Source organism: Chelativorans sp. ZYF759 (assembly GCF_012911015.1).
In the GTDB taxonomy this organism is placed as follows: domain Bacteria; phylum Pseudomonadota; class Alphaproteobacteria; order Rhizobiales; family Rhizobiaceae; genus ZYF759.
The window spans coordinates 14,528-38,692 of sequence record NZ_WVVV01000010.1; the positions used below are offsets into that span (position 1 = coordinate 14,528).

25 protein-coding genes and 1 tRNA gene are annotated in these 24,165 nt (G+C 64.8%); 21 read left to right on the plus strand and 5 right to left on the minus strand.

Annotated elements, in window-relative coordinates:
- The first annotated feature begins 5 nt into the window (after positions 1-5).
- Positions 6-1,346 carry a glycolate oxidase subunit GlcF gene (gene glcF / locus GRZ55_RS16030; protein WP_169287966.1) on the plus strand — a complete coding sequence of 447 codons (1,341 nt, stop codon included), beginning with the start codon at positions 6-8 and terminating at the stop codon, positions 1,344-1,346.
- Here the strand turns inward: glcF and GRZ55_RS16035 are convergent.
- Entirely contained in the window at positions 1,335-2,213 is an 879-nt protein-coding gene (locus GRZ55_RS16035; protein WP_169287967.1) for a bile acid:sodium symporter family protein, read from the minus strand. The two genes, glcF and GRZ55_RS16035, sit on opposite strands and share 12 nt — an antisense overlap.
- 144 nt (positions 2,214-2,357) lie before the next feature.
- Positions 2,358-3,155: a L,D-transpeptidase gene (locus tag GRZ55_RS16040; protein ID WP_169287968.1), complete on the minus strand. Its 798-nt coding sequence runs from the start codon at positions 3,153-3,155 to the stop codon at positions 2,358-2,360.
- A 185-nt stretch (positions 3,156-3,340) separates the two neighbouring features.
- Here GRZ55_RS16040 and GRZ55_RS16045 point away from each other — a divergent pair, with 185 nt between their 5' ends.
- A complete protein-coding gene (locus GRZ55_RS16045; RefSeq protein ID WP_169287969.1) occupies positions 3,341-3,982 on the plus strand; it encodes a DNA-3-methyladenine glycosylase I in 642 nt (213 codons plus the stop codon).
- A gap of 4 nt (positions 3,983-3,986) precedes the next feature.
- Here the strand turns inward: GRZ55_RS16045 and GRZ55_RS16050 are convergent, their stop codons facing one another.
- Positions 3,987-5,786, minus strand: coding sequence for an IlvD/Edd family dehydratase (locus GRZ55_RS16050; RefSeq protein WP_210257375.1), 1,800 nt, complete (start codon positions 5,784-5,786; stop codon positions 3,987-3,989).
- Between the two features lie 132 nt (positions 5,787-5,918).
- On the opposite strand from GRZ55_RS16050, the gene GRZ55_RS16055 reads away from it, so the two are divergent.
- From GRZ55_RS16055 to GRZ55_RS16075, 5 genes are all read left to right on the plus strand, one after another.
- Complete coding sequence (locus tag GRZ55_RS16055; protein ID WP_169287971.1) at positions 5,919-6,383, plus strand: CoxG family protein; 465 nt, start codon at positions 5,919-5,921, stop codon at positions 6,381-6,383.
- 146 nt (positions 6,384-6,529) lie between these two features.
- Complete coding sequence (gene pmtA, locus GRZ55_RS16060) at positions 6,530-7,132, plus strand: phospholipid N-methyltransferase PmtA (protein ID WP_169287972.1); 603 nt, start codon at positions 6,530-6,532, stop codon at positions 7,130-7,132.
- 18 nt (positions 7,133-7,150) lie between these two features.
- Entirely contained in the window at positions 7,151-7,744 is a 594-nt protein-coding gene (locus GRZ55_RS16065) for an NADPH-dependent FMN reductase (RefSeq protein ID WP_169287973.1), read from the plus strand.
- Positions 7,738-8,448 carry an orotidine-5'-phosphate decarboxylase gene (pyrF, locus tag GRZ55_RS16070; protein WP_169288063.1) on the plus strand — a complete coding sequence of 237 codons (711 nt, stop codon included), beginning with the start codon at positions 7,738-7,740 and terminating at the stop codon, positions 8,446-8,448. Before GRZ55_RS16065 ends, pyrF begins: the two co-directional genes overlap by 7 nt.
- Before the next feature lie 2 nt (positions 8,449-8,450).
- The gene (locus GRZ55_RS16075) at positions 8,451-8,744 is read left to right on the plus strand and encodes a DUF1330 domain-containing protein (protein WP_169287974.1); all 294 of its coding nucleotides are present in this window, start codon (positions 8,451-8,453) and stop codon (positions 8,742-8,744) included.
- Positions 8,745-8,750: 6 nt separating this feature from the next.
- On the opposite strand, the gene GRZ55_RS16080 is transcribed toward GRZ55_RS16075, so the two are convergent.
- Positions 8,751-9,632, minus strand: a complete 882-nt coding sequence (locus GRZ55_RS16080) for a DMT family transporter (protein ID WP_246734821.1) — start codon at positions 9,630-9,632, stop codon at positions 8,751-8,753.
- 186 nt (positions 9,633-9,818) lie between these two features.
- On the opposite strand from GRZ55_RS16080, the gene GRZ55_RS16085 reads away from it, so the two are divergent.
- The 10 genes from GRZ55_RS16085 to GRZ55_RS16130 all read left to right on the plus strand — a co-directional run bounded on the left by GRZ55_RS16085 (position 9,819) and on the right by GRZ55_RS16130 (position 19,824).
- On the plus strand, positions 9,819-11,096 hold the full coding sequence (locus GRZ55_RS16085) for a polyhydroxyalkanoate depolymerase (protein ID WP_169287975.1): 1,278 nt from the start codon (positions 9,819-9,821) through the stop codon (positions 11,094-11,096).
- Between the two features lie 142 nt (positions 11,097-11,238).
- Positions 11,239-11,931, plus strand: coding sequence for a glutathione S-transferase family protein (locus tag GRZ55_RS16090; protein WP_169287976.1), 693 nt, complete (start codon positions 11,239-11,241; stop codon positions 11,929-11,931).
- Positions 11,931-13,085, plus strand: a complete 1,155-nt coding sequence (gene queG / locus GRZ55_RS16095; protein WP_169287977.1) for a tRNA epoxyqueuosine(34) reductase QueG — start codon at positions 11,931-11,933, stop codon at positions 13,083-13,085. The genes GRZ55_RS16090 and queG overlap by 1 nt, the downstream gene beginning before the upstream one ends.
- Positions 13,082-13,987 (plus strand): SDR family NAD(P)-dependent oxidoreductase, encoded by a 906-nt coding sequence (locus tag GRZ55_RS16100; protein ID WP_169287978.1) that lies wholly within the window; start codon positions 13,082-13,084, stop codon positions 13,985-13,987. Before queG ends, GRZ55_RS16100 begins: the two co-directional genes overlap by 4 nt.
- Before the next feature lie 86 nt (positions 13,988-14,073).
- Entirely contained in the window at positions 14,074-15,099 is a 1,026-nt protein-coding gene (gene mepA / locus GRZ55_RS16105; protein WP_169287979.1) for a penicillin-insensitive murein endopeptidase, read from the plus strand.
- 142 nt (positions 15,100-15,241) lie between these two features.
- Positions 15,242-16,282, plus strand: coding sequence for a glucokinase (locus GRZ55_RS16110; RefSeq protein WP_169288065.1), 1,041 nt, complete (start codon positions 15,242-15,244; stop codon positions 16,280-16,282).
- A gap of 53 nt (positions 16,283-16,335) precedes the next feature.
- A complete protein-coding gene (locus GRZ55_RS16115; protein ID WP_246734811.1) occupies positions 16,336-18,174 on the plus strand; it encodes an ABC transporter ATP-binding protein in 1,839 nt (612 codons plus the stop codon).
- Between the two features lie 6 nt (positions 18,175-18,180).
- Positions 18,181-18,996 carry a 4-hydroxy-tetrahydrodipicolinate reductase gene (dapB, locus tag GRZ55_RS16120; RefSeq protein ID WP_169287980.1) on the plus strand — a complete coding sequence of 272 codons (816 nt, stop codon included), beginning with the start codon at positions 18,181-18,183 and terminating at the stop codon, positions 18,994-18,996.
- A gap of 27 nt (positions 18,997-19,023) precedes the next feature.
- Positions 19,024-19,644 (plus strand): 2,3-bisphosphoglycerate-dependent phosphoglycerate mutase, encoded by a 621-nt coding sequence (locus GRZ55_RS16125; RefSeq protein WP_169287981.1) that lies wholly within the window; start codon positions 19,024-19,026, stop codon positions 19,642-19,644.
- A gap of 95 nt (positions 19,645-19,739) precedes the next feature.
- Positions 19,740-19,824, plus strand: a tRNA-Leu gene (locus tag GRZ55_RS16130).
- Positions 19,825-20,052: 228 nt separating this feature from the next.
- On the opposite strand, the gene GRZ55_RS16135 is transcribed toward GRZ55_RS16130, so the two are convergent.
- Positions 20,053-20,283, minus strand: coding sequence for a hypothetical protein (locus GRZ55_RS16135; protein ID WP_169287982.1), 231 nt, complete (start codon positions 20,281-20,283; stop codon positions 20,053-20,055).
- Between the two features lie 262 nt (positions 20,284-20,545).
- Here GRZ55_RS16135 and GRZ55_RS16140 point away from each other — a divergent pair, with 262 nt between their 5' ends.
- The 4 genes from GRZ55_RS16140 to GRZ55_RS16155 are packed head-to-tail and all read left to right on the plus strand — an operon-like array spanning position 20,546 to position 24,018.
- Positions 20,546-21,640 (plus strand): glycosyltransferase family 2 protein, encoded by a 1,095-nt coding sequence (locus tag GRZ55_RS16140; protein ID WP_169287983.1) that lies wholly within the window; start codon positions 20,546-20,548, stop codon positions 21,638-21,640.
- On the plus strand, positions 21,630-22,733 hold the full coding sequence (locus GRZ55_RS16145) for an acyl-CoA dehydrogenase family protein (RefSeq protein ID WP_169287984.1): 1,104 nt from the start codon (positions 21,630-21,632) through the stop codon (positions 22,731-22,733). Before GRZ55_RS16140 ends, GRZ55_RS16145 begins: the two co-directional genes overlap by 11 nt.
- Positions 22,730-23,437 carry a PIG-L deacetylase family protein gene (locus GRZ55_RS16150; RefSeq protein WP_169287985.1) on the plus strand — a complete coding sequence of 236 codons (708 nt, stop codon included), beginning with the start codon at positions 22,730-22,732 and terminating at the stop codon, positions 23,435-23,437. The genes GRZ55_RS16145 and GRZ55_RS16150 overlap by 4 nt, the downstream gene beginning before the upstream one ends.
- Positions 23,434-24,018: an SAM-dependent methyltransferase gene (locus tag GRZ55_RS16155; protein WP_169287986.1), complete on the plus strand. Its 585-nt coding sequence runs from the start codon at positions 23,434-23,436 to the stop codon at positions 24,016-24,018. Before GRZ55_RS16150 ends, GRZ55_RS16155 begins: the two co-directional genes overlap by 4 nt.
- The last annotated feature ends 147 nt before the right edge of the window (positions 24,019-24,165 follow it).

Sequence of the window (24,165 nt, forward strand, 5' to 3'; positions counted from 1 at the left end):
AGTTCATGCAAACCAGTTTCACGCCGGCCCAGCTCGAAGATCCAGATGTCGCCCATTCGGAGGCGATCCTGCGCAAATGCGTGCATTGCGGCTTCTGCACAGCGACCTGTCCAACCTATGTGACGCTCGGCAACGAACTGGATTCCCCGCGCGGGCGCATCTACCTCATCAAGGACATGCTGGAGAACGACCGGCCGGCGGACGATACCGTCGTCACCCATATCGACCGCTGCCTCTCCTGCCTCTCGTGCATGACGACCTGCCCGTCGGGCGTGAACTACATGCACCTCGTGGATCATGCGCGGGTGCACATCGAGAACACCTATCGACGGCCGCTGCTCGACCGGATGACCCGCGGGGTGCTGGCGGCGGTCCTTCCCTATCCGGGCCGGTTCCGGGCAGCCCTGAAGCTGGCCCGGCTCGGCCGACCCTTCGCCGCTTTGCTGCGGGCCGTACCCGCGCTGAGGCCGTTCTCCGCCATGCTGGATCTGGCTCCCGCCCGCGTGCCGCCCCCGTCGCCCGCGTCCAGCCCGGCCGTGCACAGTCCGCATGGCCAGAAGCGCGGCAGGGTGGCGCTGCTCACGGGCTGTGCGCAATCCGTGCTCGATCCGACCATCAACGAGGCAACCATCGCGTTGCTCACCCGCCTCGGCATCGAGATCGTGGTGCCCGAAGGGGAAGGGTGCTGTGGCGCGCTGGTACACCACATGGGCAAAGAAGACGCGTCGCTGGCGGCGGCCCGCAACAATGTCGATGTCTGGATCCGCGTCGCGGAAGCCGGTCCGCTCGACGCGATCATCATCACGGCATCGGGTTGCGGGACGACCATCAAGGACTACGGCCATATGCTGAGGCTCGATCCGGCCTATGCCGAAAAGGCCGCGCGCGTATCGGCGCTGGCCAAGGACGTGACCGAGTATCTCGCTGGCCTCGACCTGCCCGCGCCGACCCTGGCGCCTTCCCTCACCGTCGCATACCACTCCGCCTGCTCGATGCAGCATGGCCAGAAGATCGTGGCGGCGCCAAAGGAACTTCTGAAGCGCGCGGGGTTCGCCGTGGTCGAACCGCGAGAAGGCCATCTCTGCTGCGGCTCGGCCGGTACATACAACATCCTGCAGCCCGAGATTTCCGCGCGCCTGCGGTCCCGCAAAGTCAAGAATATCGAGGCCACCCGGCCCGATCTCATTGCCACCGGCAATATCGGCTGCATGACCCAGATCGGTGCGGCGACCGCGCTCCCCATCGTCCACACCGTACAGCTGCTCGATTGGGCGTTCGGGGGCGTGAGGCCGGCTGGCGTTCCTGCCGCAGACCACCCCACCGTCCACGCAATGTCAGATGTGTGAGCCCCGCAGCATCCGCGATCTGAGCCAATAGACGAAGGGCAGGCTCACGAAATACATCGTGATTCCGTAGACGCCGGAGGGCAGGCTGAAGGGTGGCAGCTCCATGGTGCGCTCGACGATAAGCGAACCCACCGTGATGCCCAGCGCCGCGTTCTGGATTCCGGTCTCGATGGCGATGGCCGTGGCCTGCGCGTCATTGAGGGCAAAGAGCTTGGCGATGCCGAAGCCGAGCACCAGCAGGAGTATGTTGAGGCCGACGACGCTTGGTCCCAGCCTGCCGAGATTGGCGATGAACGTTCCCCAGTTCACGGCGAGCGCGCCGACGACCACGATGATGAAGAATCCGAGGGCACCGCGAAATGCATGCTTCTCGATGCGGCTTGCCAGCGGTTCGGCATAGTGACGCAGCGCGATGCCTGCCATGACGGGAATCGTCATCGAGACGAACAGCCTCACACCCAGCCCCGCCACGTCGATCGCGGCAGCCGATACGCCGAGGAGCTGATCGGCGAACAATTTGAGCAGGATCGGGAGCGTGAACACCGTGACCAGGCTGGTGACCCCGGTCAGCGAGATCGACAACGCCACGTCGCCATGGGCAAGTTTTGTCATCATGTTGGAAGTCGGGCCGCCCGGACAGAATGACAGGATCATGAGGCCCAGCGCCAGCGGCGGCGACAGGCCCGAAACACGCCCCACGATGTAAGCCGTGGTTGGAATGAGGATCAGCTGCGCCGCCAGCCCGACGGCGAATGCCTTCGGGAAGCGGAAGATTCGCGCGAAATCCCCGACGCGCAGGCTCAGGCCGAGCGAGAACATGATGACGACAAGCGCCAAGGTGAAAAAGGCGGAGAATAAAATGTCCATAGGACCCCCGGAGGCCGGCAGGCCGGATCCTACCTACTGAAATATATCAAGCTGCATCGGCGTTTGACAATCACCCTGCCTCGCGCCGCCGATACAAATCGCGCGAGCCCCGGCGCGGATGATTCGCGCCGGGACTGTTTCGGATCAGATGACGATGACCTCCGCACCCACCGGCACGCGTTCGTAAAGGTCGATCACGTCCTCGTTTCGCATGCGGATGCAACCGGAGGAAACGGCCCGACCGATCGACCAGGGCTGGTTCGTGCCGTGGATGCGGTAGAGCGTCGAGCCGAGGTAGAGAGCCCGCGCACCCAGCGGGTTTTCGGGCCCGCCCGCCATGTGTGCCGGCAAGATGCGTCCGTTGCGGCGCTCGCGCTCGATCATGGACTGAGGGGGTCTCCAATCGGGCCATTCGCGTTTCATGGTCACGCGGTGGCGCCCCGCCCACTCGAACCCGGGCTTGCCCGTGCCGACGCCATAACGGCGGGCCTGCCCGCCTTCCAGCACGAGGAACAGGAAGTGCTGCGTCGTATCGACGACGATCGTGCCGGGCTTGTGTGGACCGCCATACTCGACCACCTGCGGCAGAAAGCGCGGGTCGAGCGACGGGGCGGCCTGGCGCGCGGCGCCAGCTGTCGCGGCCGCGGTCTGCACCGGTTCGGGTTGCGGCTGCGCCGGCGCACGATTGACCGGCTCTGCCCTGACGCGGACGGGCGGCGGCGGTGCAACGACGACCCGGGCGCCGGGCAGATTGCGATGAACCGCAGGCCCGGGCTGCCGAACGCCTGCAGGACTCCGCTGAAGCTGCAGCACCCAGGGCGAGGACAGGTCCGGGCTGACCACCAGCGGCGGACGCTCGGCATAGCGCTCGTTCGCGGCAGCCGGGATCAGCGACAGCGCCGCCAGCAGCAGCGTGGAAAGCGATAACAATCGAAGTCTCATGAGACCCCTCCTTCTCGAAAGACGGACTGCCCGCCTCGCAAGCCGCTATCCTCGTGCGGGCTTCCCCACCGAATGATGAATCGCAATCGTTCAAATTCGAATTTGTCAGGAAAGGTTTTGGTGTGGTTACCGGCCGGTTCAGGAATCTGGTAAAGCGCAGCTTAATCGGCGGCGGAGAACGAGCATTGGCAGAAGAACCCAGGCAGGACGGCCTTATCGAGGGCGAAGACGGGCTTCTGCGCTGCGCCTGGCATGGGGGGCTGCCCGACTACCAAGCCTATCACGACGAGGAATGGGGTCACCCCGTCGGCGAGGACAGGCGGCTCTTCGAAAAGCTGTGTCTCGAAGGGTTTCAGGCCGGACTTTCCTGGCTCACCATTCTGCGGAAACGGGAGAACTTCCGCGACGCCTTTTCCGGCTTCGATTTCGTGCATCTGGCGGATCGCGGTGAGGCCGACATCGAACGGCATCTGACCAATCCCGGCATCATCCGTCATCGCGGCAAGATCGCCTCCGTCTACAACAACGCGCGTCGCGCCGTCGAACTGGCGGAGGAGCATGGCACGCTGGCCCGCTATTTCTGGTCGTTCGAGCCCAAGCCGCAGGACAGGCCTTGCAGTATCGACATCGCCCATCTGCGCGCCAATCCGACGACCGAGGTCTCCACGCGAATATCCAAGGATCTCAAGAAGCGCGGCTGGAGCTTCGTGGGGCCGACGACCGTCTATGCCTTCATGCAGGCCATGGGGCTCGTCAACGACCATCTTGACGGTTGCTTCTGCCGCCCCCGCGTCGAGGCCGCGCGGGAGCGCTTTCGGCGGCCTTGAAGCCTCAGTGATTGTTGCGCGGAACGCCCTTCTCGCGGGCGATCTGCCGGTATTTGATAGCGGGTTTCAGAACCATGCCCTTGTCGAGCTGATCGACGATGCCACGCTGGATTTCCTGCCAGGGCGTCTGGTGCTCGGGATAGGCAAAGCCGCCGGCTTCCTGCAGCTTCTGCTGCCGTGCCGCCAGCTCATCGTCGGAGATGAGTATGTCGGCGCTGCCCTTCTTCAGGTCGATGCGGATCCTGTCGCCTGTCTCCAGCAGTGCCAGACCGCCTCCGACGGCGGCCTCCGGCGAGGCATTCAGGATCGAAGGCGAACCCGACGTCCCGGATTGGCGTCCGTCGCCGATACAGGGCAGGGCATGGATGCCCTTCTTCAGGAGATAGGCCGGTGGTTGCATGTTCACGACCTCGGCGGCGCCCGGATATCCGACGGGCCCCGTTCCCCGGATGACGAGCATGCAGTTCTCGTCGATCCCGAGGGCGGGATCCTCGATCCGGGCGTGGTAATCCTCCGGTCCCTCGAACACGATCGCGCGGCCTTCGAACGCGTCCGGATCGTCGGGATTGGACAGATAGCGGTCGCGAAATTCCGGAGAGATGACGCTTGTCTTCATGATCGCGGAATCGAACAGATTGCCACGCAGGTTGATGAAGCCGGCATGTTCGCGCATCGGGCTGGCGACCGGGCGGATCACGTCGGGATTGATGTTCTCCGCCGCTGCGCAGTTCTCGCGCATGGTCTTCCCGTTTGCCGTGACGACGTCGGGATGCGGCAGCAGGTTCGCCTTCATCAGTTCCCCGATCACCGCGGGCACGCCGCCTGCCCGGTGATAATCCTCGCCCAGATATTCGCCGGCCGGCTGCAGGTTGACCAGCAGCGGCACGTGGTGGCCGACCGACTGCCAGTCGTCATTGTCCAGCGGTACGCCGAGATGACGCGCGATCGCGTTGAGGTGGATGGGCGCATTGGTCGACCCGCCGATGGCGGAGTTGACCACGATGGCGTTTTCGAAAGCCGCCCGCGTCATGATGTCGGTCGGCTTCAGATCCTCGTGCACCATCTCGACGGCGCGGCGCCCCGTGGCGTAGGCCATCTGGCCGCGCTCCCGATAGGGTGCCGGTATGGCCGCCGAGCCCGGCAACTGCATGCCGAGCGCCTCGGCAAGGCTGTTCATGGTCGTGGCCGTGCCCATCGTGTTGCAATAGCCGACGGACGGGGCAGACGAGGCCACCAGCTCCATGAACCCATCATAGTCGATCTCGCCCTCAGCCAGCAATTCGCGCGCCTTCCAGACGATGGTGCCGGAACCGGTGCGTTCGCCGCGGTGCCAGCCATTGAGCATCGGCCCCACCGAGAGCGCGATGGCGGGAATGTCCACGGTGGCGGCCGCCATCAGCAGCGCAGGGGTGGTCTTGTCGCAGCCGATGGTCAGGACGACGCCGTCGAGTGGATAGCCGTAAAGCACCTCGACCAGGCTGAGATAGGCAAGGTTGCGGTCGAGCGAGGCCGTCGGGCGCTTGCCCGTCTCCTGTATGGGATGACAGCCGAACTCGAAGGCAATGCCGCCGGCCGCCACGATGCCTTCGCGCACGCGCTTGGCCAGCTCGATGTGGTGGCGGTTGCAAGGGGACAGGTCGGAACCGGTCTGCGCAATGCCGATGATCGGCTTGCCGGACTGGAGTTCTTCCCGCGTGATCCCGAAATTCAGATAGCGTTCGAGATAGAGCGCCGTCATTCCCGGATCGTCCGGATTGTCGAACCACTCCTGCGATCTGAGTTTCTTCGTGCTGCCCTTGCCCAATAGCGCCTCCTGCAAACCAGCCGATCATATGGCACAATTTGGCGGACAGACAAACGCCCGACGGATCAGCCGCGTGGACAGCCACCCAAGGCTGGGCTAGGTCTGCGCAGGTTGACCAGGAGGAATCGTCGCATGGCAATGGTGATCGAGGGCGAGGAGAGGATCGAGGCGCCTCTGCAGACGGTATGGGAAGCGCTGAACGACCCGGAGATACTGAAAGCGTGTATCCCTGGATGCGAAAGCCTCGAGAAGACCTCCGAAACGGAACTCGAGGCGGTTGTGACGCTGAAGATCGGCCCGATCAAGGCGAAGTTCAATGGCGAGGTACGCCTGGAAAATCTCAACCCCCCGCACTCCTACACGATCATCGGTGAGGGCAAGGGCGGCGTCGCTGGTTTTGCCAAGGGGGGCGCGGACGTCACTCTGTCGGAGGACGGGCCGGAGACAACCATACTTGCCTATACAGCCACGGCGGATGTCGGGGGCAAGATCGCGCAACTCGGCAGCCGTTTGATCGCGTCGACCTCAAAGAAGCTGTCGGGTCAGTTCTTCTCGGAGTTCAATCGCCAGGTGAGTGGCGAAACCGAGGAGACCTGAGCCGTCATTCCCGTCACGGTGCTGTCATCCTCGCCCCGCACTCTCCTCTCCCCGAGTCCGATTTCCACGAATATCGAAACGGCTCGCCCTAAACATCGCCCGCGACATCCCCTATGTTGGATGGAGCTGACCCAAGGGGAGAACGAATGAACAGCCACGCTGGAAACAAGCCGTCTGGCAATTGGTCGGAGACCGTACGGTTCTTCAAGGGCTGGCTGGACAAGCCCCGGGCTGTCGGTTCGATCGTGCCTACGAGCGCCACGACCGCCCGCGAAATGGCGTCGCTCGTCGACACCGCCTCGGATCTTCCCGTCCTCGAACTCGGTCCTGGCACCGGCGTCATCACCAAGGCCATTCTCGATCGCGGCGTTCAACCCGAATCCCTTTGGGCAATCGAGTATGCCGAAGACTTCGTCGAGCATCTGAGGAAGGAATATCCGCAGGTCAACGTCATCCAGGGTGACGCCTTCAATCTCGACGATACGCTCGGCGACAAGAAGGACACGATCTTCGATTCCATCGTGTCGGCCGTACCGCTCCTGAATTTCCCGGTTCCCCAGCGCATCGCGTACGTGGAAGACTTGCTGAACCGTATTCCGGTTGGCCGTCCCATCATGCAGATCACCTATGGACCGCGCTCCCCCGTGCCGCCCGGCAAGGGCAATTACACCGTCGAACGACACGGCTTCGTGCTGCGCAACGTTCCGCCGGCGCATCTGTGGGTCTATCGGCGCGCGAAGGTGAGCTGACGCAGCCGAGGGCATGCCATGACGCCGAGGATACTGGTCTTTGCGGGCTCGATACGCTCGGGCGCCTTCAGCGGCCAGACGGCGGATGTCGCCCAAAAGACGCTCGCGCTCCAAGGTGCGGAGGTGACCCGCATCTCGCTGGCGGACTATCCCCTGCCCATCATGGATCAGGACCTGGAGAAGGAGCAGGGCGTCCCGGAAAGTGCCCAGAAGCTCGGTGCCATGATCGCCGCCCAGGACGGTCTCCTGATCGCGAGCCCGGAATATAATGCGTCGATTCCCCCGCTCCTGAAGAACACGATCGACTGGGTCAGCCGCATCCGACGCGATGCCAATGGCAACACCCTGGCGCCGTTTGCAGGCAAGGTCGCAGGCCTTTGCTCCTCCTCCGACGGCAATTTCGCGGGGATAAGAGGCCTGTATCACCTCCGGGCCGTCTTGATGAATTGCCAGGTGGAGGTCATTACGCCGCAATGCTCCGTTGCGCGGGCGGGCGACGCCTTCGACGATCAGGGCAATCTCAAGGACGAACGGGCACAGAAAATGATGGACAAGGTCTGCATGACACTCATCGAACGCGCGCGGCTTCTGTCGACGAGGACCGAATATTGACCCGCGCGCGTCTCATCGTCGGGCTGGATCTGCCGAGCGTCGCGGAAGCCGAAAAGACGATCCGCGCACTGGAGGGCGTGGTCGATTTCTACAAGATCGGCTATCGGCTGGCCTATGCGGGCGGGCTGGAGCTCGCGCGGGATCTGGCGGCCCAGGGAACTGACGTCTTTCTCGACCTCAAGCTGCTCGACATCGACAACACCGTGGCGGAAGGCGTGGAGAGCGTCGCCCGTCTCGGCGCGCGGATGCTGACCGTGCATGCCTATCCGAAGGCGATGCGCGCGGCCGCGCGCGCGGCTGGCGGCTCCGGCCTTTGCGTGCTCGGCGTCACCGTCCTCACCTCCATGGATGGCGCGGATCTGAAGGAAGCGGGCTATGCCGAGACGGATCCCCAGAAGCTGGTGGTCCGGCGCGCCGAGCAGGCCCGTGAGGCTGGCATTGGCGGCATCGTCTGCGCGGCGCCGGAAGCCAGCGCCGTGCGCATGATCGTGGGATCGTCAATGGCCGTCGTGACACCGGGCATACGTCCCGCGGGCGCCGATCATGGCGACCAGAAACGGGTCGTCACGCCGGCCGATGCGGTCAAGAACGGCGCCAGCCATCTGGTGGTCGCCCGGCCCGTTATCGCCGCGCCGGACCCGCGCGCGGCCGCCGAGGCCATCATTCGCGAAATCGATTCCGTCTACGAGGCTGCAGGGAGGTAGAGATGCCCAAGGGCTACTGGATAGCACATGTCGATGTGCGCGACGCCGACCGCTACAAGGACTATGTCGCGGGCGCGAAGCCGGCTTTCGAACGCTACGGGGCGAAGTTCCTCGCTCGCGGCGGTGCCTACGAAGCCCTGGAAGGCAAAGGCCGCGGCCGCAACGTGGTGATCGAGTTTCCTTCCTTGCAGGCCGCAAGGGACTGCTACAACTCGCCCGAATACCAGGCCGCGAAAGCGATCCGCCAGACGGTCGCCGAAGCCGAGATGATCATCGTCGAAGGCTATGAGGGCTAGCCCTTCCTAGGGCGCTTCGGCCGGCAGTGCCTTGCGCCGGCGGAAGCGGATCGTGAAGAGATTGCCGAGCAGGATCAGCAGCGCCCCCGTGCCGGTATAGATGTCCAGCTGTTCGGCATAGATGGCCCAGCCGACCAGCGCCATCAGCGGCACCCGCAGGAAATCCATCGGCACGACCACCGTCGCCTCGGCGTGGACCAGCGCACGGGCCATGCAATAGTGCGAAAACGTGCCGGTGAAGGCGACCACCAGCAGCGCCGGCCAGATCTCGACCGGCACCGGCTGCCAGACCCAGAGCCCGGGCACGATGCCGATGGCGGTCTGGATCACCAGCATCCAGAAGATGATCTTCACCACGCTGTCGCTGCGGGTGAGCAGTTTCACCATCACGACCGACACGCCGAAGAAGACGGCGCCCGCCAGCATGACCAGGTGGCCGGGTTCGATCGGGCCGGATCCGGGTCGCACGATCACCAGCACGCCGGCGATGCCGAAAAGCAGCGCGCACACCTTGCGCCACGTCATGCGTTCGCCGAGCACCAGCAGGGCCAGAAGCGCGGTCCAGAAAGGTTGCGTGAACTCGATCGCGACGAGCTGGGCGAGGGGGATCATGCCGAGCGCCAGCAGCCAGGCGAACTGGCCCGCGAAATGCGCCGCGTTGCGGCCGATATGCTGCCAGGGACGCGCCGTGCCCATGGCGCGCAGGCCACCGGCCAGATGCACCAGCGGCAGCAGCATGAAGAAGCCGATCACCGAGCGAATCAGCATCACCTGGAAGACGTCCAGCTCGGCCGTCGCGACACGACCCGCAACGGACATCACGATGAAACAGGCAATCGAAGCGCCCATCCACAGGGCGGCTCTGATGGGCGAGTGGAGCGATTCCATGAGGCGTGTCTGGCACTTGGCGGCAGCCAGCGCAATAAACCAGGACACGGCTTCTTAACCGGCCTCCCCTAGGGTGACGTATTGCAATGCAACAAAACTTGGTTAGTTTCGTTGCATAGCGATCTCCGCCCCGACCGGTCGGGTCATGCGCCACATGACCGGCCGAGGCTTCCGAGGGCAAACCGAATGTATTATCATCTTTATGAACTGAATCACGCCGCCATGCAGCCCTTCCGGGCGTTTGCGGACACGATGCGGCTATACTATTCGAACCCGCTCAATCCGCTGACCCATACGGTTTTCGGTCGCTCCATGGCCGCAGGCGCGGAGCTCTTCGAGCGGACGACCAGACGCTATGGCAAGCCGGTCTTCGGGCTCGACGAGACCAAGGTCGATTTTCGGCCGGTTCCCGTGATCGAGCGGGTCATCTGGTCGAAGCCTTTCTGCGATCTCATCCATTTCGACCGCGCGGTCGACCCGCAGCGCAAGCCGGACCCGAAGATCCTGATGATCGCGCCGATGTCCGGGCACTATGCCACGCTGCTGCGCGGGACGGTGGAGACGCTTCTGCCGCATGCCGAGGTCTACATCACCGACTGGACGGACGCCCGCATGGTGCCCACGTCCGATGGTCGCTTCGATCTCGACGACTTCGTCGACTACCTCATCGAAATGATCCATGCGATCGGTCCCGATACGCATGTGATGGCCGTCTGCCAGCCCTCGGTGCCGGCGCTCATGGCCGTATCGCTGATGGAAGCGCGCAAGGACAAGCTGGCGCCTGCCACAATGACGCTGATGGGGGGCCCGATCGACACGCGGCGCAACCCCACCGCCGTCAACAAGCTGGCCGAGGAAAAGGGCATCGACTGGTTCCGCGACAACGTCATCATGCGGGTACCGTTTCCGGAGCCAGGCTTCATGCGCAGGGTTTACCCCGGCTTCCTGCAGCTTTCCGGCTTCATGGGCATGAACCTTGACCGGCACATCACGGCCCACAAGGATTTCTTCATGCACCTCGTGAAGAACGACGGCGATTCCGCAGAGAAGCACCGCGAGTTCTACGACGAGTATCTCGCCGTGATGGATCTGACCGCGGAATTCTACCTGCAGACCGTGGAAACCGTATTCGTCAATCACGCGCTGCCCAAGGGCGAGATGATACACCGCGGCGAACTGGTCGACCCTTTGGCGATCCGCAATGTCGCCTTGATGACCGTAGAGGGCGAGAACGACGACATTTCCGGCGTCGGCCAAACCGAGGCCGCACACGATCTGTGCGTGAACATTCCCGACGACATGCGGGTCCACTACATGCAGCCCAAGGTTGGCCACTACGGCGTCTTCAACGGTTCGCGCTTCCGGTCCGAGATCGCGCCGCGAATTCTCGATTTCATCGCGACCCATCGCCATCTGCGTGCGGCAAAAGGCAAGCCGAAGGCTGCCGTGAAGGCAGCCGAATAGTCCTCTCCCGCGCGTCGCGTCGAAGGAGCCCTCCGGCATGCGCAGCTGATGGCAGCTCCGCGATGCGGAGCCGTGTCGATGCCGTCCCCTGCAACAAAGAGCGACTTGCAACCGCCACCCGGATCATGCCAGTGCACAGACCATGCTGACGCTTTTCCACCATCCGATGTTTGCCGCCTGCCGGTTCGTGCGTGTCTGTTTCGGCGAGTATGACGAAGACCTCGCTCTCATCGAGGAGGCTCCCTGGCTCAGGCGCAGGGAGTTCCTGTCTCTCAATCCGGCCGCAACGCTTCCCGTGCTTCTGGCGGAAGGCGATGAGCCTATCGTCGGCGCGGCAACGATCGCGGAGTATCTCGACGAAACACGCGGCGTCCTGAAGCGCGAGCGACGACTTTTCGCCGAAGACCCCATCGCGCGCGCCGAGATCCGTCGCCTCGTTGAGTGGTTCCTGGTGAAGACGGAAAACGACGTGACCCGACACCTTGTGCGCGAGCGTGTCTTGAAGCCGCATATGCCGGCCGAATATGGCGGAGGATCGCCCGATTCAGCTGCTCTGAGGGCGGCACGCGGCAATGTGCGCCAGCACCTGAAATATGCCAACTGGCTGGCGGGAACACGCAACTGGCTGGCGGGCCCGCGCCTGAGCTACGCCGATATCGCGGCCGCCTCGACCATTTCGGTGCTCGACTATCTCGGCGAAATCGAATGGGGCGAGTATGATGCCTGCCGTGACTGGTACACGCGGGTGAAGTCGCGGCCCTCGTTCAGGCCGATCCTGGCCGACCGGGTCCGCGGTCTCGCTCCCGTCTCGCATTACGCCGATCTGGATTTCTGATGGTTCTGACGGAAGATCCCGGCAAGGCGGCAAAGCTTCGGGGTTTTCTGGATCGCGAAGCCCGGTTGGCCGGATTCGATGCTGTGGCAATAACCCGTGCGAACGGTGACCCTCAAGTCGCCGCGCGCCTGGCCGAGTTCGTCGCTAGGGGACGGCATGGGACGATGGACTGGATCGCCGAGACCGTCCAGCGTCGCCAGAGCCCGAAATCGCTGTGGCCGGAGGCCGAGAGCGTGATCATGCTGGCCATGAACTACGGCCCGCACGACAACCCGTTGGACATTCTCGAGAGGCGCAACCTAGCTGCCATATCGGTCTATGCGCGCCACCGCGACTATCACGACGTCATCAAGGGCAGGCTGAAGACCATTGCCCACAAATTCGCCGCCCGGAGCGGCGCCGACGTGAAGGTCTTCGTGGATACCGCGCCGGTCATGGAGAAGCCGCTTGCAGCGGCGGCAGGGCTCGGCTGGCAGGGCAAGCATACCAATCTCGTCAGCCGCGAATTCGGATCCTGGCTCTTTCTGGGCTCGATCTTCACGAGTGCGGTGCTCGAGCCCGACGCGCCGGAGAGCGACCATTGCGGGTCCTGCCGGGCCTGCCTGGACATCTGCCCGACCGACGCGTTTCCGGCGCCCTATCAGCTTGATGCGAGACGCTGCATCTCCTACCTGACCATCGAGCACAAGGGCGCCATCCCGCGCGAATTCCGCGTCGCAATGGGCAACCGCATCTATGGATGCGACGACTGCCTGGCCGTCTGTCCATGGAACAAGTTCGCGAGCGAGGCTTACGAGACCAAGCTGAAGGCCCGGAACGATCTCATCGAGCCGCGGATCTCGATGCTGCTCGAACTGGACGATCCGGGCTTCCGTGGCCTTTTTTCAGGCTCCCCCATCAAGCGGATCGGTCGTGACCGCTTTATCCGCAACGTGTTGATCGCAGCTGGAAATTCCGGAGATCCCGGGCTTGTCGAGGTCTGTCGGCGCCTTGCTGACGATCCGTCTCCGCTCGTGCGCGGCGCGGCCGCCTGGGCTTTGTCGCGGCTGCTTGATGCGCGAACCTTCACGGGGATGGCCCGTGAACGAGCCGCCCGCGACAGCGATCCCGAGGTTCGCGGCGAATGGGAGCAGGCAATGCAGGAGGCCGCATGACGGAGAACAGTCTATTCGTTTTCGGCGCCGGATATTCGGGCCGCGCCCTGGCACAGGTCATGCTGCAACGCGGCTGGGCCGTGAGCGGGACCACACGGTCGCAGGAAAAGGCGGCGGCGCTCGCGAAGGAGGGCGTGAAGGCGCTCGTCTTCGACGGCAAACCGACGGAGGATGTCCTTGAGGCGCTGGCATCGACCACGCATCTCCTCACATCGATCGCGCCCGCCCACGGCCTGGGCAGCAAGCAGTCGGGCGACGCCGTTCTCGATCCCGTCCTCGAGGCCTTCGGTCGGGAAATTCGTGCGGGCATGCCGGGACTGGAATGGATCGGCTACTGGTCGACGGTCGGCGTTTATGGTGATCATGGAGGAGACTGGGTCGACGAGGAAGCGGATTGCCGTCCGGCATCGCGCCGCGCCCGGATGCGGGTCGAGGCGGAAACCGCCTGGCAAGCGCTCGGGGCCGAGATCGGCATCCCGACCGCAATCATGCGCCTGGGCGGCATTTACGGCCCGGGTCGCAACGCCTTCCTCAAGCTGGAAGAAGGTTCGGCAAAGCGCATCGTGAAGCCGGGACAGGTCTTCAGCCGCATCCATGTCGACGACATCGCAGGGAGCACGGCCCTCATGGCGGAGCGCCGGATGGGCGGTATCTTCAATATTTCCGATGACGAGCCGGCACCGCCGCAGGACGTGATTGCCTATGCGGCCGAACTGATGGGGCGTACGCCACCGCCCGAAATTCCCTTCGAGGAGGCAGAGATGTCGCCCATGGCCCGCTCCTTCTATTCGGACAACAAGCGGGTCTCAAATGCGAGGATCAAGGAAGCGGGCTACCGTTTTTCCTATCCCGACTACCGCAGCGCGCTGGCGCGGATGTGGCGAGAAGAAAGCTGGCGCTGATCATCTTCTCGTCACCATGGTAGGATGATCTTCGCGGAGGCTGGCGCGAATCGGGTCGCCTCGTTCTCAGAATCGCGGAGCACCGCATGCGCCTCTCTGCCAGGACCCTTGCCGCTCTCTTGCTCGGCCTCGCCCTTGCGTTGCCGCTCGCACAGGCGCCGGCCTTTGCCTCCGAACCGCTCGCCAAGGAGCTTTTCGGCGCGCACAGGCTTCCGGCCGCCACGCCGCCGCGCGCCCACGGCTCCTATTCCCGCGGCTGCATGGAGGGTGGCGTCGCCATCGCGGTCGACGGACCCAACTGGCAGGCCATGCGTGTGTCGCGCAACCGGCGCTGGGGCCATCCCGAGATGGTTCGCATCGTCGAGCGCCTGTCGCGCGAGGCGGCGGCGGATGGCTGGCCCGGGCTTCTGGTCGGCGACATTTCGCAGCCGCGGGGCGGGCCGATGCTGACGGGCCATGCCTCGCACCAGATCGGGCTCGACGCGGACATCTGGTTCACGCCGATGCCGAACCGGCGCCTGAGCGCCCAGGAGCGCGAAAACATGGCTCCTCGCTCGCTCATTGCCGAGGGCTCGCTCCATGTGGACGAAAGGCATTGGACACGCGCCCACGAGGCGGTTCTGCGCCGGGCGGCGAGCTATTCCGAGGTGGAGCGCATTCTCGTTCATCCGGGTATCAAGAAGAAGCTGTGCGATACGGTCGGTGGCGACCGCTCCTGGCTCGGCAAGATCAGGCCCTTCTGGGGGCACGACTACCATTTCCACATCCGTATCGGCTGCCCCGCAGGCTCGAACAATTGCCAGCGGCAGGAACCGGTCGCAAACGGCACGGGCTGCGACGCTTCACTCGACTGGTGGTTTACCGAAGAACCCTGGCGGCCGGCGGAAGGTCCGCAGCAGCCGCGGGCGCGTGACGTGATGACGATGGCGAACCTGCCCAATGCCTGCCGGGCTGTCCTCCAGGCGCCCAGCCCCGCTTCGGAGGCAGCCGTCACCGTGACAGGGCCGACGCTGCCGCGCTCGGCCGCCGCTGCGGGACAGACATCGGGCGCTTTGGGCTATGCACCGATGCCCGAGACGCTCTTCGTGCCGCGCGAGCGGCCGCAGCGCTGAATCCGAGCACCAGATCACGCCCGCGCACAAGGTGCACAAGCGCTCGCCTCTGTGCTAAAGGCGCTTCTGCGCGTTCTTCGCGCATGCCAGCCCGCCGCCGGCCTTTGCCGCCGAACAGCGAATGAAACAAGCGAGACCGCCCCTGTCCAGTCCGACCGACACTCCGACGATGCTGCGTTATCCGGTTCTGATCGGCGACATCGGCGGCACGAATGCCCGCTTCGCGCTCCTGGTCGACGCTCGTTCGGAACCTCGCGATTTTCCAACCGTCAAGACCGCCGCCTTTCCGACCATCGACGACGCCATCGAGGCGACGCTGGCGGACGCGCCGGTCCGACCGCGCTCGACCGTCCTGGCCGTGGCGGGGCCCGTGGATGGTGACGAAATTCCCCTGACCAATTGCGACTGGGTCGTCCGGCCGCTCCGCATGCTGGACAGGCTCGGCCTGGAAGAAGTCATCGTGCTCAACGATTTCGAGGCGCAGGCGTTGGCGGTGGTGGCGCTGGGGCCCGAGCATCTGGAACAGATCGGCGGCGGCGCGCCCGATCCGGATGCCAGCCGTGTCGTCCTTGGTCCGGGCACCGGACTGGGCGTCGCCGGGCTGGTGCATGCGCGCGGCATCTGGATTCCGGTCCCTGGCGAAGGCGGGCATGTCGACATGGGACCACGCACAAGCCGCGATTTCGCGGTCTTCCCGCATATCGAGCGCATCGAAGGCCGCATTTCCGGCGAGCAGATGCTGTGCGGGCGTGGCCTGGTCAATCTCTATCGCGCGGTTGCCCGCGCGGACGCGGTCGAGCCGGTCCTTGGCCAGCCTGCCGAGATTTCGGCTGCGGGTCTTGCCGGCACGGATCCGCAGGCGGCCGAGGCGCTCGATATCTTTGTCACCTGCCTCGGGCGCCTTGCCGGCGACCTCGCCCTCATCTTCATGAGCCGCGGTGGCGTGTATCTGACAGGGGGGATCGCGCAGAAGATCGTGCCGGCGCTGAAGAAGGGCAGTTTTCGCGCGGCCTTCGAGGACAAGGCGCCGCACAGCGCCGTGCTGCGCCAGATCCCTGTCTACGCGATCACCCATCCGCTGGCAGCCCTTGCCGGGCTCGCCGCCTATGCCATGACACCCGACCGGTTCGGCGTGGCGATCGAGGATCGCCACTGGCTCAGGGACGGAGCCGCCGCCCCGTGACGCATTGCACCATCGTCCCGAGGCGTGCATAGGCAGGGCGCAAGCCGGCCACCATGAGAATGAGCAAGATGGCGCAACAGGGTCCAGACAAGAAGGCGGCAAAAGAGAAGGCCGATCCCGGCGCGATCGTCGCCGTCATCAAGCGCGTGCTGGCCGAGAACGCGCGCGAGTACGTTCCCCAGTACATCATCGCGCTGGTGCTGCTGCTGGCCACCGGCGCGGCGACGGCCGGGATGGCTTGGATCATGCAGCCGCTGGTCGACGACATATTCTACCGCCAGCGTTATGACCTCGTGCCCTGGATCAGCGGTGCCGTTGCCGCCGCCTTCATCGTGCGCGGCTTCGCGAGCTACGGTCAGGCCGTGATCCTGGCGGCGATCGGCAACAACCTCGTCGCGCGCTACCAGAAGCGGCTTTTCGACCATCTGCTGCGGCTTGGCCTGGACTTCTTCAACGACACCCGTTCGGGCCGCCTGGCCGCCCGCATCAACCAGAACGTCCTGGGCATTCGCGACATGCTCGGCATGACGCTGAAATCCATCGCCGGCGACGCGGTTCTCCTGGTGGCGCTCGTCGGTGTCATGATCGCGCAGGACCCGACGCTGTCGCTGATCGCTTTTCTGATCGGTCCGCCGCTCGTCTTCGCCGTCAACTATCTCATGCGCCGCCTCCGGCGCGTGACCCGCGAATCGGTGGAGATCAATTCGCATCTCGTCGGTGCCATGCAGGAATCGGTGCAGGGCATTGCCGTGGTCAAGGCCTTCACCATGGAGGAGCAGCTGGCACGCAAGCTCGGCCTGCTGATCGACGATGCGGAGCGTCGCGCCAACCGCATTGCGCGCATTTCCGAGCGCGTGTCGCCGATCGCCGAGGTGCTGGCAGGGATCGTCATCGCGCTCGTCATCGCCTATGCCGCCTATCGCTCGGCCGGCACGGGCGAACCGCCGGGCTCGGTGATGGCCTTCATCACCGCGCTGCTGCTGGCCTACGATCCGGCGCGCAGGCTGGCGCGCGTCCAGGTCAACCTCGAGCGCGCCCTCGTCAACGCGCGCATGATCTACGAGATCATCGACATAGAGCCCCACCAGCGCGACGTGCCCGGCGCCGGTGAGCTTGCCGTCTCGGAGGGGGCCGTGACCTTCGAGAAGGTGACATTCTCCTACCAGGGCTCCGAGCGGGTGCTCGATGACGTCAGCTTCCATGCGGCTGCCGGTCGCGTGACGGCGCTGGTCGGTGCCTCCGGCGCCGGCAAGTCCACAATCATCGCCCTGATCCAGCGCTTCTTCGATCTCGAAAGCGGCACGATCCTGATCGACGGGCAGGACATCTCGACGGTCACCAAATCATCGCTGCGAAGGGCGATCGCCTACGTGTCGCAGCATCCTTATCTCTTCGAAGGCAATGTGCGCGACAACATCCGCTACGGCCGCCCCGATGCCACCGATGCGGAGATCGAGGAGGCCGCGCGTCTTGCCAATGCGGAAGAGTTCATCTCGCGCATGCCGCAGGGCTACGACACGATGGTGGGCGAGAACGGCGTGACGCTGTCCGGCGGCCAGCGCCAGCGCCTCTCCATCGCCCGTGCGATCGTGCGCAACGCGCCGATATTGCTGCTCGACGAAGCGACCTCCGCCCTCGACAATGAATCGGAGAAGAAGGTCCAGGAAGCCCTGTCCGTCGTCATGAAGGGGCGCACGACGATCGTGGTCGCACACCGGCTCTCGACGGTGGTCAATTCCGACCGCATCGTGGTGATGGACCGGGGTCGTGTGGCCGAAGAGGGATCGCATCGGGAACTGATGGCACGGCCCGAAGGGCTCTACGCGCGGCTTCACCAGATGGGGCAGGCCTCGACGCTCGAGCTGGTGGGCGATGGCGAACGGGAAGGATAGCAAGCGATGGGCGACATGAAGCTGGTGGTCACGGGGGCCGGCGGGCGAATGGGCCGCACCATCGTGCGCGCGATCCAAGAGACCGAAGGTCTCCGGCTTCACGGCGCGCTGGAGCGCGATGGATCGGAACAGCTGGGCAAGGATGCCGGCGAACTGGCGGGCGTCGGACACCTGGGCGTGGAAATCTCCGCCGACCCCTTGCCGCTGATCGCCCATGCCGACGGCATCATCGATTTCTCGACCCCCGATGCGACCGTTGCCAATGCGGGCTACGCAGCGCAGGCGCGCATCGTCCATGTGATCGGTACGACCGGCTGCACGGGCGGGCATGAGGACGCCATCAAGGCCGCCGCGCGCCACGCCACGATCGTCAAATCCGGCAATATGAGCCTGGGCGTCAACCTTTTGGCCGTGCTGGTGGAGGAGGCAGCGCGGGCCCTGTCGGGGGAATTCGACATCGAAATCCTGGAAATGCACCATCGTCACAAGGTGGATGCGCCCTCGGGAACAGCCCTTCTTCTGGGCGAGGCCGCCGCCGCCGGCCGCGCGATCGCGCTCGAGGAAAATGCGGTACGCACCCGGGACGGCCATACCGGAGCGCGGCCGGAAGGCGCCATCGGCTTTGCCACCCTGCGCGGCGGCTCGGTGGTGGGGGAGCACTCCGCCATCTTCGCTGGTCCTGCCGAGACCCTGGTTCTGTCTCACAAGGCGGAAGACCGGGCGATTTTCGCCAATGGCGCCTTGCGGGCGGCCTTGTGGGCGCGCGGGCGCAAGCCCGGTCTCTATTCCATGCGCGATGTGCTGGGGCTGTCGCGCGACTGATCGAAGACCTGTCGAGGGAGACATGCGATGACGGGAACGCTGGTGCTGGTGCGCCATGGACAGAGCGAATGGAACCTCAAGAACCTGTTCACGGGCTGGAAGGATCCGGGCCTGACGGAAAAAGGGCATGAGGAAGCCAAGGAGGCTGGGCGCAGGCTGAAGGAACGCGGCTTCTCTTTCGACATCGCCTTCACCTCCGTCCTGTCGCGCGCGCAAGCGACCCACGACCATATCCTCGCGGCCCTGGGGCAGGACGGGCTGGAGACCATCCGCGATGAAGCGCTCAACGAGCGTGATTACGGCGAACTTTCCGGTCTCAACAAGGACGATGCCCGCGCCAAGTGGGGCGAGGAGCAGGTCCATGTCTGGCGCCGCTCCTATGATGTGCAGCCGCCCGGTGGCGAGAGCCTCAAGGACACCGGCGCGCGCGTCTGGCCCTATTATCTGCATGTCATACAGCCGCATGTGCTGCGCGGCGAGAACGTGCTCGTGACCGCGCATGGCAATTCGCTGCGCGCACTGATGATGGCGCTGGACGGCATGTCGCCGGCGCAAATAGTCGAGGTGGAAATCGCCACCGGCGTGCCGATCGTCTATCGCCTGAACGCGGATTCGACCGTCGCCTCGAAGGAAGTCCTGCGCGATTGAGCAAGCCGCGCTTCGGTTACCGGCAAAAGCGCCGCCTGCCCGGAGATTGACGTTGACACCGCGCCGCCGCCCGCTTACATCGGCGGCGCACACCTGCCCAGGTGGCGGAATTGGTAGACGCGCACGGTTCAGGTCCGTGTGCCGCGAGGCGTGGAGGTTCGAGTCCTCTCCTGGGCACCATCCCCCGATAAGTTTGCTGATTTTGGTCAGACATTCTGCCGGCCTGCGTCGGTGTCGGGGCGATGTCGCTCCCCGTGGGCACGACGACCGTGCCACCCCCTCACACCACCGAAAATCTCAAGACGGCCCGCTTGCGGCTCCCCTGGCAACCCCTGGGCGGCAAGCTGTTGGAGCAGATCGGCCTCAATCGGGCCGGCAGCGATCCGACCCTATAAGACTCATCGCGGCTCACTCCAACTCGTCCGCGTCCTTGCCTTCTGCCTTGGCAATAATGGTCTTCAAGAGGGGAACCGCAGCATAGCTGATCAGCGGCACCGTTAGCGCTGTCGAAACGAGGATCTCCAACCAGAGAGGCAGTTCCAGCGCCAATGCGTCGATACCGTAGCTCGTGCCCAGGACCGACGGATACACGGCCAACCAGACCCCGAAATTGAGTACCGCCTGTTCCTTTGCATTCACCGCTGCTCACCTTCGCCGTCGAGATATGGAGGTAACGCTACTAACGCGCCGATGATGCGTTCAGTTTCCGTGCCTGAGCCTGCAGGGCGGAATCGGACGCGGGATGGTGCAGCGAGCGCGGATCGAAGCGGGCTCGGAACGAGACGGCAGTGTGATCGTTTATCCATGTCGCTGGGCCCGTCAGTGGACGAGAATATCGTCGACAGCTGCCGCAGGCGCCGGTTTGGGACGAAAGATCAAGGTGAAGCGACAGGCCGCCGTTATGACAACCCGAGGCGACATCGACCGACTATCCCGTCCTGGGCTCCCCATAGTGGTCGTTCCCGCACGAAACGAGGAAGCACTTCTCCCCCGACTGCTGGACGCCCTGTCGCGACAGACGTTCCTCACCCACAGTGCCGAGCCATTGGAAGTCGTCATCGTCCTCAACAATACCGATGACGGATCGAGACATGCCGCGATCATGGCTGCCGCACGCATGCCACGCATTTGCCTGACGATCGAGGAGGTCCGGTTTTCACCGGCCGAGGCCCATGTCGGCTTTGCACGAAAGCTCGCGATGGACATTGCCAGCGACAAGATCGGGGTCGGCGCGGGGGTCATCCTGACCACGGATGCCGACGCCGTCCCGGATGGCAACTGGATCGAGGCCAATCTGCGCGCAATTCGGGCAGGCGCCGATCTGGTGGGCGGGAGGATTGTCGGGGACCGTGAGGAGGAAGAACGGCTCGGGCCGCATTTCCAGCGTCGCGCCCAATCCTATGCCCGATATGCCGATCTGCGCGATGAACTCGCCTCCTTGATCGATCCCGTTGAGCACGACCCCTGGCCGCGCCATCACGACCATAGCGGGGCCAGCCTGGCCGTGCGCAACGACATCTATCGCCGGGTCGGTGGGTTGGATCCCCTCCCGCTTCGTGAAGACCTGGCCTTCGTCGCAAAAGTGGAGGCCGCCGGATACCTGCTCCGCCACCCCCAGGACGTGGCCGTGATGGTCTCGGCCCGAACCGTCGGTCGAGCGAGCGGGGGGATGGCGGACTGCCTGAGAACGTGGATCCAGGCGGAGGAGGATGGAACGCCGGCACTGGTAGAGTGCCCTTACTCGGTCGAGCGCCGCCTTCTGCTTCGGCGGGAAATCCGCAGTCTCGACGGTTTCCCCTCGTCCCTGATCAAGCAGCAGCTGAGCCGGCTCGGGCTGACCCCTGGCGCGGAAAGTCCGTCGCAGACCAACGCTCAGTTGCGCGCGCGCTTTACGGCCGACGATCCCGATGTCGAAGGCACTGTGCCCGTCGCCTGGGCCATTTCCCAGCTGGAACGGATGATTGCGTCCCACAAGGAACTCGCCGATGCGGCATGAAATGGACAGCCAGCGGCGGCTGGAGACGCTGACTCGCGCCATTGGAGCCGAAGCCGCCGCCCGCGACGCCGACGGCGCTTTTCCCGCCGGTGCGTTCGAGGCCCTTCGCGCCTCCGGCCTCCTCGCCGCGCCGCCTGTCGGACCCACCGAGATGCCGGCATTGCTTCGCCTGCTGGCGGCAGCGGGTCGTGGCGATCTCAGTGTGGGTCGCATCTTCGAAGGGCATGTGAATGCGTGCTATCTGATCGACCGCTATGGCACCGACAGCCAGAAAAGGCGTTTTGCCGAGATTGCCGCTGCCAGGGGGCTGTTCGGCGTATGGAACACCGACGCTCCAGACGACCCTCTGAGGCTGGAAGGCGCACGACTCTTCGGCAAGAAGAACTTCGCGTCGGGCGTCGACGGGCTGTCGCATGCCATCGTCACCGTCACCGGCCAGGATGGCCGGCAGATGATCATTGTTCCTGTCGGCGAGTTGCCCGTTGATCGCAGTTGGTGGCGGCCGGTGGGCATGAAGGCCTCCGGCAGCCACGTCGCGGACATGACCGGCCTGGACATCAGTCCGGACTGGCTGCTCGGGCAGCCGGACGACTACATAAGACAGCCCTGGTTCTCCGCAGGTGCCATCCGCTTTCTCGCCGTGCAGGTGGGCGGCGCGCACGCTGTCTTCGACACCGCCGTCAAGCATCTCGTGGCTTCCGATCGCGCGGCCAACCCGTATCAGGCGCACCGGCTGGCGCGCATGGGCGCCCATGTGGAAACGGCGTATCTGTGGCTCGACCGACTTGGCGAGGCCTGGTCCAGCGCGGCGGCCGATCCACATGCGGCCGAACCCCAATCCTATCTGATGGCCGCCGCCAATGCCGGGCGGATCGTCATCGAAGCTTCGGCCATGTCCATCCTGCAGGAGGCCGAGCAGGCGATCGGCGCCGTCGGCTTGATTGCCCCGCACCCCTTCGAAAGGATCATGCGCGACTTGCGCACCTATCTGCGCCAACCCAATCCCGATGGCGCGGCGGCGGCGTTTGCAGAGGCAATCGCAAAGGGGGAGTGGACCCCGGCTGCCCACGGTGCAAAGGCTCCATTTAGATGACCGGGATCGATCCACCTGCCGGGCCCATCCTGGTGATCGCTCCGCATCCGGACGATGAAACGCTGGGCTGTGGCGGGTTGATCTGCCTGGCCATGCGCGGGGGGCAAAGACTTCACACAGTCTTCGTCACCGACGGCGGAGCCTCCCACCGCAATTCTTTCCTATGGGACAGGACCAAGCTGGCCGCCTGCCGCGAAGCAGAGGCAGCCGAGGCTCTGCGACGGCTTGGCGCGGGCAAGTCGGGGCGCAGTTTTCTGCGACTGCCCGACGCCGACATGCCGGCGCGCGGCAGCGCGCATTATGGCCGGGCCAAGTCCGCAGTGGTGGCGATCCTCCGCGATCTCCAACCGAGGCTTGTCGTCCTCCCCTGGCGGCGCGATCCGCATCGCGACCATCGCGATGCGTGGTCGCTGGGCATGGACTGCCTGTTGGCGGCCGGCACCAGTGCAGACATCCTGGAATACGCGATCTGGCTCGATGAGCTGGGAAGCCGGGCAGACCATCCGCAGGGCTTGGAGGTGGAGCGCGTCAGCCTCGATATTTCCGAGGTCCAGCATGCCAAGAAAGATGCGCTGAAAGCCCATCGTTCGCAGCTGGGTGAACTGATCACCGACGACCCGGCAGCCTTTGTCTTGAGCAAGCACACAATCGACCGGCTCACGGGGCCGGAAGAGATCTATTGGCGCCCATGCGCAAGCGTGTGATCGACGCCGCCGGCTTCGAGGCGAAGTTCCAACAAGACATCGATCCGTGGAACTACTCGCATTCACGGTTCGAGGCCTACAAGCGCCGCGTTCTCATGCGCGCGGTCGGCGATCGGCAGTTCGCCCGGGGCCTGGAGCTTGCATGCGCGATCGGGGAAACGACCCGCTTTCTCGCGCCGCGATGTCTCCGGCTCTTGGGGCTGGATTCGTCTGATACAGCATTGCGCGAAGCAAGGCGGCGGACTGCCTCCCTAGCCAATGTGTCACTCGCCAGAGCTTTGCTGCCGGTCGACATGCCGAGCGGCCCTTTCGACCTGATCGTGGCGTCGGAGATCTTCTACTACCTGAGACCGAACGATCTGCGGCTGCTGCTGCTTCGGCTCGAGCGCGTAACCTCGCCCGGCGGCCGCATCGTCATCCTGCATCACCTGCACGACTTCGACGACGCCGCCATTCTCCCGCGCATGGCCCAGCTGACCGCCATGCGGAGCCTCGGCCGCCGCATGGCGCTTGTGTTCCAGCAGGACGAAGCGCGGTTCCAGGCCGCGGCGTTCGTCAAGCGAAAGCGCATCAGCAGTTGATGTCGTTCCTGAAGCTTCACGGGGTCGTCGGCCGCCGCTCGGTCGAATCTCTGGTCCGACGCCTGGAGCAGGTACCCCCGACAACCGCAGGCGGGCTGGGCCGGTCGAGACGCATTGGGTCTGTGCGAAGTCCGTCATCGTGATCCG